7 protein-coding genes are annotated in these 7,360 nt (G+C 55.3%); all 7 read right to left on the reverse strand.

The genetic code is table 11. The features are described 5' to 3' along the window. On the reverse strand, positions 1-420 hold a 420-nt coding region (locus ACETWG_08570), incomplete at its 3' end, for a TIGR00159 family protein (GenBank protein MFB0516644.1). Further along, complete coding sequence (folP, locus tag ACETWG_08575; protein ID MFB0516645.1) at positions 417-1,625, reverse strand: dihydropteroate synthase; 1,209 nt, start codon at positions 1,623-1,625, stop codon at positions 417-419. The genes ACETWG_08570 and folP, both read right to left, overlap by 4 nt. Positions 1,626-1,633: 8 nt before the next feature. Beyond that, complete coding sequence (ftsH, locus tag ACETWG_08580; protein MFB0516646.1) at positions 1,634-3,652, reverse strand: ATP-dependent zinc metalloprotease FtsH; 2,019 nt, start codon at positions 3,650-3,652, stop codon at positions 1,634-1,636. 172 nt (positions 3,653-3,824) lie between these two features. Continuing rightward, positions 3,825-4,400: a hypoxanthine phosphoribosyltransferase gene (gene hpt, locus ACETWG_08585; GenBank protein MFB0516647.1), complete on the reverse strand. Its 576-nt coding sequence runs from the start codon at positions 4,398-4,400 to the stop codon at positions 3,825-3,827. Beyond that, positions 4,373-5,677, reverse strand: coding sequence for a tRNA lysidine(34) synthetase TilS (gene tilS, locus ACETWG_08590; GenBank protein ID MFB0516648.1), 1,305 nt, complete (start codon positions 5,675-5,677; stop codon positions 4,373-4,375). The genes hpt and tilS overlap by 28 nt, the downstream gene beginning before the upstream one ends. Before the next feature lie 106 nt (positions 5,678-5,783). Next, positions 5,784-6,449: an MBL fold metallo-hydrolase gene (locus ACETWG_08595; GenBank protein MFB0516649.1), complete on the reverse strand. Its 666-nt coding sequence runs from the start codon at positions 6,447-6,449 to the stop codon at positions 5,784-5,786. A 3-nt stretch (positions 6,450-6,452) separates the two neighbouring features. Further along, positions 6,453-7,360, reverse strand: a 908-nt coding sequence (locus tag ACETWG_08600) for a hypothetical protein (GenBank protein MFB0516650.1), incomplete at its 5' end; no start/stop codon positions are given.

Raw genomic sequence — 7,360 nt, forward strand, 5'->3', positions numbered from 1 at the left:
TAGGCCGCTGTCCCGCTGCAGCACCATCAGCCCGCCCCACTTCCGCTGGGACAACTCCTGACTGCCGTCCACCACCGCATCGATGGTCCGGCTGCCTGTGATCCGGAAAATTCCCCGGATCACCGGCGTTTGGCCGATGTAGATGAGCAGGCGGCGCAACTCCGGCTGAAACAGAATGACGAAGGCCACCACCCATACCGTCTGCAACTGACCCATGAGCCAGGAGAGAGCATTCATGTTCAGCAGGCGCGCCACCAGGGTTACAACCAGCAGGATCACCAGTCCCACCAGCATCTGGCCCGCCCTGGTATTCTGGAAGTACTTATAGAGGGTATAGAAAATGAATGACACCGCTACGATGTCCACTATATCAAAGAGCGAGATAGGCAGGAAGCCAATGTGGAAAATCTCTAGATTCATGTTCGACCTATGAGTCTTTGAAATACTATCCGGGATTTGAGTGCCGGGACCACCTCATGGACGCGGAGGATATCAGCACCGTTCACCATGGCGATAGTTCCGGCCGCTATACTCTCCTCATACCGCTCTTTAGGCACCTCGCCCAATTCGTTCTGCAGAAACGATTTACGGGATACCCCCACCAGAACCGGCCGACCAAACACCCGCAGCTCCCGCAAACGACGCAGGATTTCGTAATTGTCTTCCCGGCATTTGCCAAACCCGATACCCGGGTCGATAATGATCTGCTCCTCCTTCACCGCCCTTTTCACCGCCCACGCAAGCCGCTCATCGAAGAACCGATGCAACTCATCCATCAAATGGTCATAATGGGGATTCTGCTGCATAGTCTTAGGTTCGCCCTGCATATGCATCATGACGTACGGGCACCCCGCCTGCGCCACCACCTCAAGCATTCGGGGATCATGACGACCGGCACTCACATCATTGACCAGGTTGGCACCGGCTTCAAGAGCCTCCACGGCGACCGGGGCTTTCATGGTGTCGATGGAAATGGGCCGGTCGGTTTGCTCCCGCAACCGCCTAATCACAGGCAACACCCGGCGGAGCTCTTCCTCCTCAGGCACTGGATCAGAACCCGGCCGGGTGGATTCACCACCGACATCAATCATCTCAGCTCCTTGTTCGTAAAGGGTCATGCCATGTTGTATGGCGGCATTCTCCTCAAGATAACAGTTTCCATCACTGAACGAGTCCGGGGTTACGTTGAGAACGCCCATAAGCAGGGGGTAACGAGATGGATTAATTGCCAGGGACGACATAAGGGAGGGCAGTGGCGGTGGATTCTGGGAGGTATTTTTGATAAAGGCTGTTATTTGCCGGGCGACCTGTTTCAGTCCAAAGGGCTGGGCCTTGAGCCGGGCACTGAGCTTGGCAAGCTGCCGTCGGGTACCCATAATAATCACATCCTGGGCTACCGGATCACCGAGGATCACCGTCCGGCTGGTGGCACACTCACCTCCCACACTAAGCATCTCCTGCTTAAGGATATTCGCGGCGGGGGATTTCAGCGCCCGCAGGCGCAAAAGGTGGAAAAACGCTTTGGGAGACATGATTCCAATGCCTCCCTCGTCCACGTTGATCGAATCAAATTCGCGCGCCAGCTCATCAGGTGAGAGGGCGATAATCTCCCTGAGGGTGCCCACCGTCTATGTCAGCTGGTTGACTTCGGGGACGAAGGTGCCTTTCGTCCTGGCTTAGTGGTCGACGAGGTTTTACTGCGTGACGCAGCAACAGGGACCGGCTTTCTTCCCTGAGTCGGAACCGTTTTTTTGCCGGAGGTGCTGCGGCTCTGGCGCTTGGCCTTTAACTTGGGACGACCATCGGGAGATACCTTGGGCAGATCCTTCCCGGCAAAAAGTTGCGGTAGCTCCTCACCGTGGACTGTCTCGGTCTCCAGCAAGGCGTTGGCCAGCAGACTGAGCTTGTCCATATGCTCAGTGAGAATCTGCGTTGCCCGGCGCTCCGCTGCCAGAATGATGTTACGGATCTCTTGGTCGATGGTGCGGGAGGTTTCCTCACTGATATTCTTATGCTGCTGAATCTCCCGGCCCAGGAAAAGCTCCTGTTCGTTTTTGCCTAAAGTAGTGGGGCCAACCTTATCGCTCATCCCCCACTCGACCACCATGCGGCGGGCCAGCTCCGTAGCCACTTCCAGATCGTTGCCGGCACCGGTAGTCAGATCGTTGAAGACCAAGCGTTCAGCCGTGCGGCCACCCATGAGGATATCCAGGCGAGCCTGGATGTAAGTACGACTGTAATTATGTTTATCATCCAGGGGCAGCTGAGCTGTGAGCCCCAGGGCTCGACCCCGGGGGATAATGGTGATCTTATGGAGGGGATCGGCCTGCTCGGTATAATAGGCCACTACCGCGTGACCGGCTTCGTGATGGGCGGTAACCTTTTTCTCCTCTTCAGTGAGGATTACGCTTCTGCGCTCCACACCCATCATCACTTTGTCCTTGGCCTCTTCAATATCCTCCATGCCGACCTTGGTCTTGTTCTTCCGGGCCGCCAGCAGGGCCGCCTCGTTCACCAGGTTGGCTAGATCCGCTCCCACCAACCCAGGCGTCGAACGTGCAACCACGTGCAGATCTACATCATCGGCCAGCGGAATATCCTTGGTGTGAACTTTTAGGATGCCCTCACGACCTCTCATGCCGGGCGCATCCACCACAATTTGCCGGTCAAACCGCCCCGGACGTAAAAGAGCCTTGTCCAGTACATCTGGCCTATTGGTTGCAGCGACGAGGATCACATTGGTATCGGTATCAAATCCATCCATCTCCACTAACAACTGGTTGAGGGTCTGCTCGCGTTCATCGTGACCGCCCCCCAGGCCCGCGCCGCGATGTCGTCCCACAGCGTCGAGCTCATCAATGAAGACGATGGCCGGGGCATGCTTTTTCGCCTGGTCAAACAAGTCCCGGACGCGGCTAGCGCCCACGCCAACAAACATCTCTACAAAGTCGGCACCCGATAAGCTGAAGAAGGGCACGCTGGCCTCGCCCGCCACCGCCCGAGCCAGAAGAGTTTTGCCTGTCCCCGGGGGACCCAGTAAGAGGGCGCCCTTGGGAATTTTGCCCCCCAGGCGTGCAAAACGCTTAGGGCTCTTCAAAAACTCGATAATTTCATGGAGCTCTTCTTTAGCCTCTTCACAGCCTGCCACATCCTCGAAAGTCACTTTGGGCTTATCCGGGGTGACAATCTTAGCCCGACTTTTCCCGAAGTTGAAGATATTACCCTGGCCGCCAACACCACCCTGCATCCGGCGCATAATGAAAAACCAGAATAAAACAATCAAGAGAATCGGCCAGGCACTCCAGAGATAGTCAAACCAGCCCGGGCTCTTTTCCTTGAACTCAAACCGGAGACCACTCTCCTTCCACCTGCCTACCAGCTCGCTGTCGACATACGGAAGGACTGTCTCAAATTCCTTGTACCGACGTGTCTGGCCCTTGAGATTGGTCTCAACCAGGGGGTCCTTGAACTTGCCCCGGAAGACGTTACCGGTGATGATAGCCGTCTCCACCTGGCTATTCCGAACATAGTCCTCCAACTCAGTAAAGGTGGCCTTTTTGAGATTTCTGTCCGAAGAGAATATGCTGGCCAGCAGGAACGCCACCAGCACGATAGCCATCCATCCCAGTGATGTTCTGAGGGCGCGACCCATCTGGAAGCCGGGCGGCTGAGGCTGGTCCGGCTTGCCTCCTCGGCGGGCCGGCGGGGTCTTGTTCGCGTCGTTCCTACCTCTGCCGCGGTCTTCGCCCCTGGTATTCCGCTCACGCCGCGGCGGATTCGGGGCAGGTTTCCGGGGCCTCCTCTGGCTTTCTCCGCCCGACATCTCAGCTCTCCTTAAAAGCATACAGTGACCTTAATCCTCGAAATTTTTGATCCGCATCCAAGCCGTATCCTACGACAAATCGATTAGGAATGTTAAATCCAACATAATCAAGGGGAAAGTCCAAATTTGCCACCTCATCCTTCAAAAGCAAAGTTACAAAAGTTACCGAGGTAGGTGCCGCCTCTTGCATACGACTTCGCATGAATTTAATGGTCAAACCCGTATCCACAATATCTTCTATTATGATTACGTCACGGCCAGTGATATCAGCACTGATGTCTTTAAGCAGGCGAATCGTTCCGGTAGAGGCCTTCGCGTGGCCATAGGTCGAGATTTTAATAAAGTCAATCTCGAAATCAATGTCCAACTGCCGCACCAAGTCCGCCATGAACATAAATGAGCCGTTCAGCACGCCGATGAGGATTGGGCACTTGCCTTTAAACCGCTCAGATAGGAAAGTAGCAATCTCGGTCACCTTGGCCTGGATTTTCTCGCTGGGAATGAAAAGCTCCAGAGTTTGCCCCCTATAGTGACTGGATTCAGGGACGGTTATCTCTTGCGGAACTGCGTCTGCCATACAATGCTCCACGGGGTCTTGTCAAAGCGATCCCGAGGCACACCCAGTCCCGGGACCCAAACCACTTCGTCCTGCTCCGTTACAACCAGCGGCCAGTGGACTTTCTCCAGGCAATTAAGGTGTGCATCAATATAAATATCGCTCACCAGCTTAGGTCGCCTCCCGGAGGTCACCACAGCCCGGTCACCTGATCTCCAGGACCGCAACCACAGATCTGTGGCCCCGGCCGGGGAATCCATAGGTGTTACTAAGAATTCATTGTAGCCCCACCGGGTTCTACCAGGCTTAAGGGCACACTTTTCAGGCACAACCGCCTGCTCAATACGATAAAAAACCACCTGGCCACGGTCCCGCAATGCCAGGACCGAATGTGGAAGTTCAAAAACCTTGCCGACAGTGCTCACCCGGACAAAATGGCGGAAGTTCTGCCAGTGTGGGCTACTCAGTCGAAGGGTGATCCCCAAGAACCGCTGAACTACTTCTTGCACGGCCAGCTTGAATATATCTTCCTCCACCTCCGACAGGGCTTCAATCGGCATAACGGCAGTACCGGGGATAGTACCTTCTGTAGCCAGCCGGGTAAGCTGCTTGGCTACAGCGACACACCGGGCCTCATATTCCTGGGCCAATCGCGCCAGTCCTAACAGCGTGTCCCTCGCATTAGTATCATCAGCCACCAGGGCGTGGCGCAGTCGATTGCGTAGAAAGCGCTGGTCAATATTGGTCTGGTCTTCGACCCATTCCAATCGCTCACATACGGCCCACTCACACAGCTGTTCTCTGGTGAAAGACAGTAGCGGTCGCAGAACCTTCCTCCACTGGGGCCGGACACCGGCCAGGCTCATGAGCGGTGCCTGTTGCATCAGACGCATGAGAACCGTCTCCACCTGATCATCGGCGTGGTGGGCAGTAAGGATCCATTTTGCCCCCACCTGCAGGCGCATGTTCTCAAGAGCAGCATATCGCTCCCGGCGAGCCCAGGCCTCGATCGATTCCTTTTCCCGCCCGCCCGGATCAAGAGAGGCGGTATGGAAGGGCAGACCTCGACTGTTAGCGAATTCCTGGCAGAAAGCCTCATCGCGATCGGCTTCGGTACGGAGTCGGTGGTTTATGTGACCCAATGTAAGGGTGAATCCATGCCTGTCGGCCAGGCACACCATACTTTGCGCCAGCACGGTGGAATCCAGCCCCCCGGAAAAGGCTACCAGGAAACGGGCTCCCCGCAGCGGGATTCCCCACCGGGAAAAAATCGGTTCCAGTAGCGTCGGATTATACATGCTGAACATCATTACGTTTTAAAACTAGCAAACTCCCAGCCACAACCAGCGCTGGCTATCAGATTTGGCACGCCCGGATTCACATTCGGTTCCCAAATCGGCTCCCTCATCCTGTATCTTGATCACGAATTTCCAGGAGGAAGGGATTGGTTCTTTTCTCCCAGCCAATAGTGGTCTCGGGGCCATGGCCCGGATGAATCACGATATCATCATGGAGATGCATCAGGTAACGTAGCGATTCCTGGAGGGTGGGCCAATCACCCCCGGGAAGGTCGATACGTCCTACAGAACCGCAAAACAGGGTATCCCCTACAAACCAATGCTTGTCCATCGCATAGCATACGCCGCCTATTGAATGACCCGGTGTCGCGTGAACGGCGATTGCCAGACCCCCCAGCTGGGCGGGGGTCAGTATGTCAGTGAGATTTGTCTGTTCCGGAGTCAGCCAATGATCCACGTAGGGGATGGGCTTCTCAGGGAGGCCAAAAAAGCGGTATGATTCGGGCAGCCAGCCGAGCGCCTCCCGCTCCCGCTCAGGAAGACAGACGGCTGCTCCACTCCATTTCCGCAATTCATCTACGGCTCCGATATGATCGAGATGGGCGTGGGTGACTAGGATGGCACCAAGACTGAGGTTCTCGCGGACGATTTCTTCCTTTAGCAGCTCAGCCTCATCCCCGGGATCAATGATGATGACACGACCTTCACTTTCCTTCCATACCAGGTATGTGTTCGCCTGAAAAGGACCTGTAACAATGGACTTTATCCGCACACCTCAGACCTCGCTGAAGAATAACTCCTTCAGGCACTGAATTTTTTCTTCGAAGGAGTGGGGATACAGGAACCACTCGGCGATGGAGATGGAGCTGAGCAGAGAGTTTCCATCCTGCGAGGTGAAAGCGAAGCCGATGATCTCGTGACTGTTGCGGACCTGCAAAGTGGGCACAGCTACGACCGACTGGTTAAGAATACGCCCGTAATGGCCATGGTCACGGCCAAAGGAAAAGATCTGATTAGCGGTTGATTTTTCGGTCAGGGCGATGCGGTCATTGGCGTCCAGCCGGTCGATGACCTGCTGCATGGTGATGGGCTCCTTCAGCACAAGGTTGAAGTGGACTATGTGCATATATTGAGAGTTCACCTTGATCGCGGACGAAAACAGATTCAGGTGTAGGCCCTTCGTGGCAAACAGCTCAGCACAGTCCCGAGCGTGGTGAGTACCATATCGGTCACTGACATGTTTACCCACCTGAGGGGAGGGCACGAAGGAGGAATCCTGGCTAATATCGTTAGCCCGGCGAATGATCACGAACCGTCCCTCCACCAGATTGTCCGGTGGCCTATCCTCGAAGGCGAGGGTCTGTATCAAGCTGGCCATATTATGAGTGTTGCAGGAAACCACCTGGATAAACTGGTCTTCGCCATGCACCAGCGCCGTATCGTTAATCCCCCGCGCATACATTTTCCCAAAGCCATGCTCGCTGCCCTGGGCCACGAAGCCCAAGGTGGAGTTTTTGAATAAATCGTAGTATTCCACCTTGTTTTTATGACCGCTACCTTTGGGGGTACAGTCAATCACCACAGAGGCGCGTTCGATGGCTTCCTCAGCGCTAAAATCGGGATCCAGACCGATGCTTTTGAAGCCATCCATGTTATCGATAGTCACCGCCAGGCGGGCTCCGC

The organism is Candidatus Neomarinimicrobiota bacterium (genome assembly GCA_041862535.1).
GTDB lineage: Bacteria > Fidelibacterota > Marinisomatia > SCGC-AAA003-L08 > TS1B11.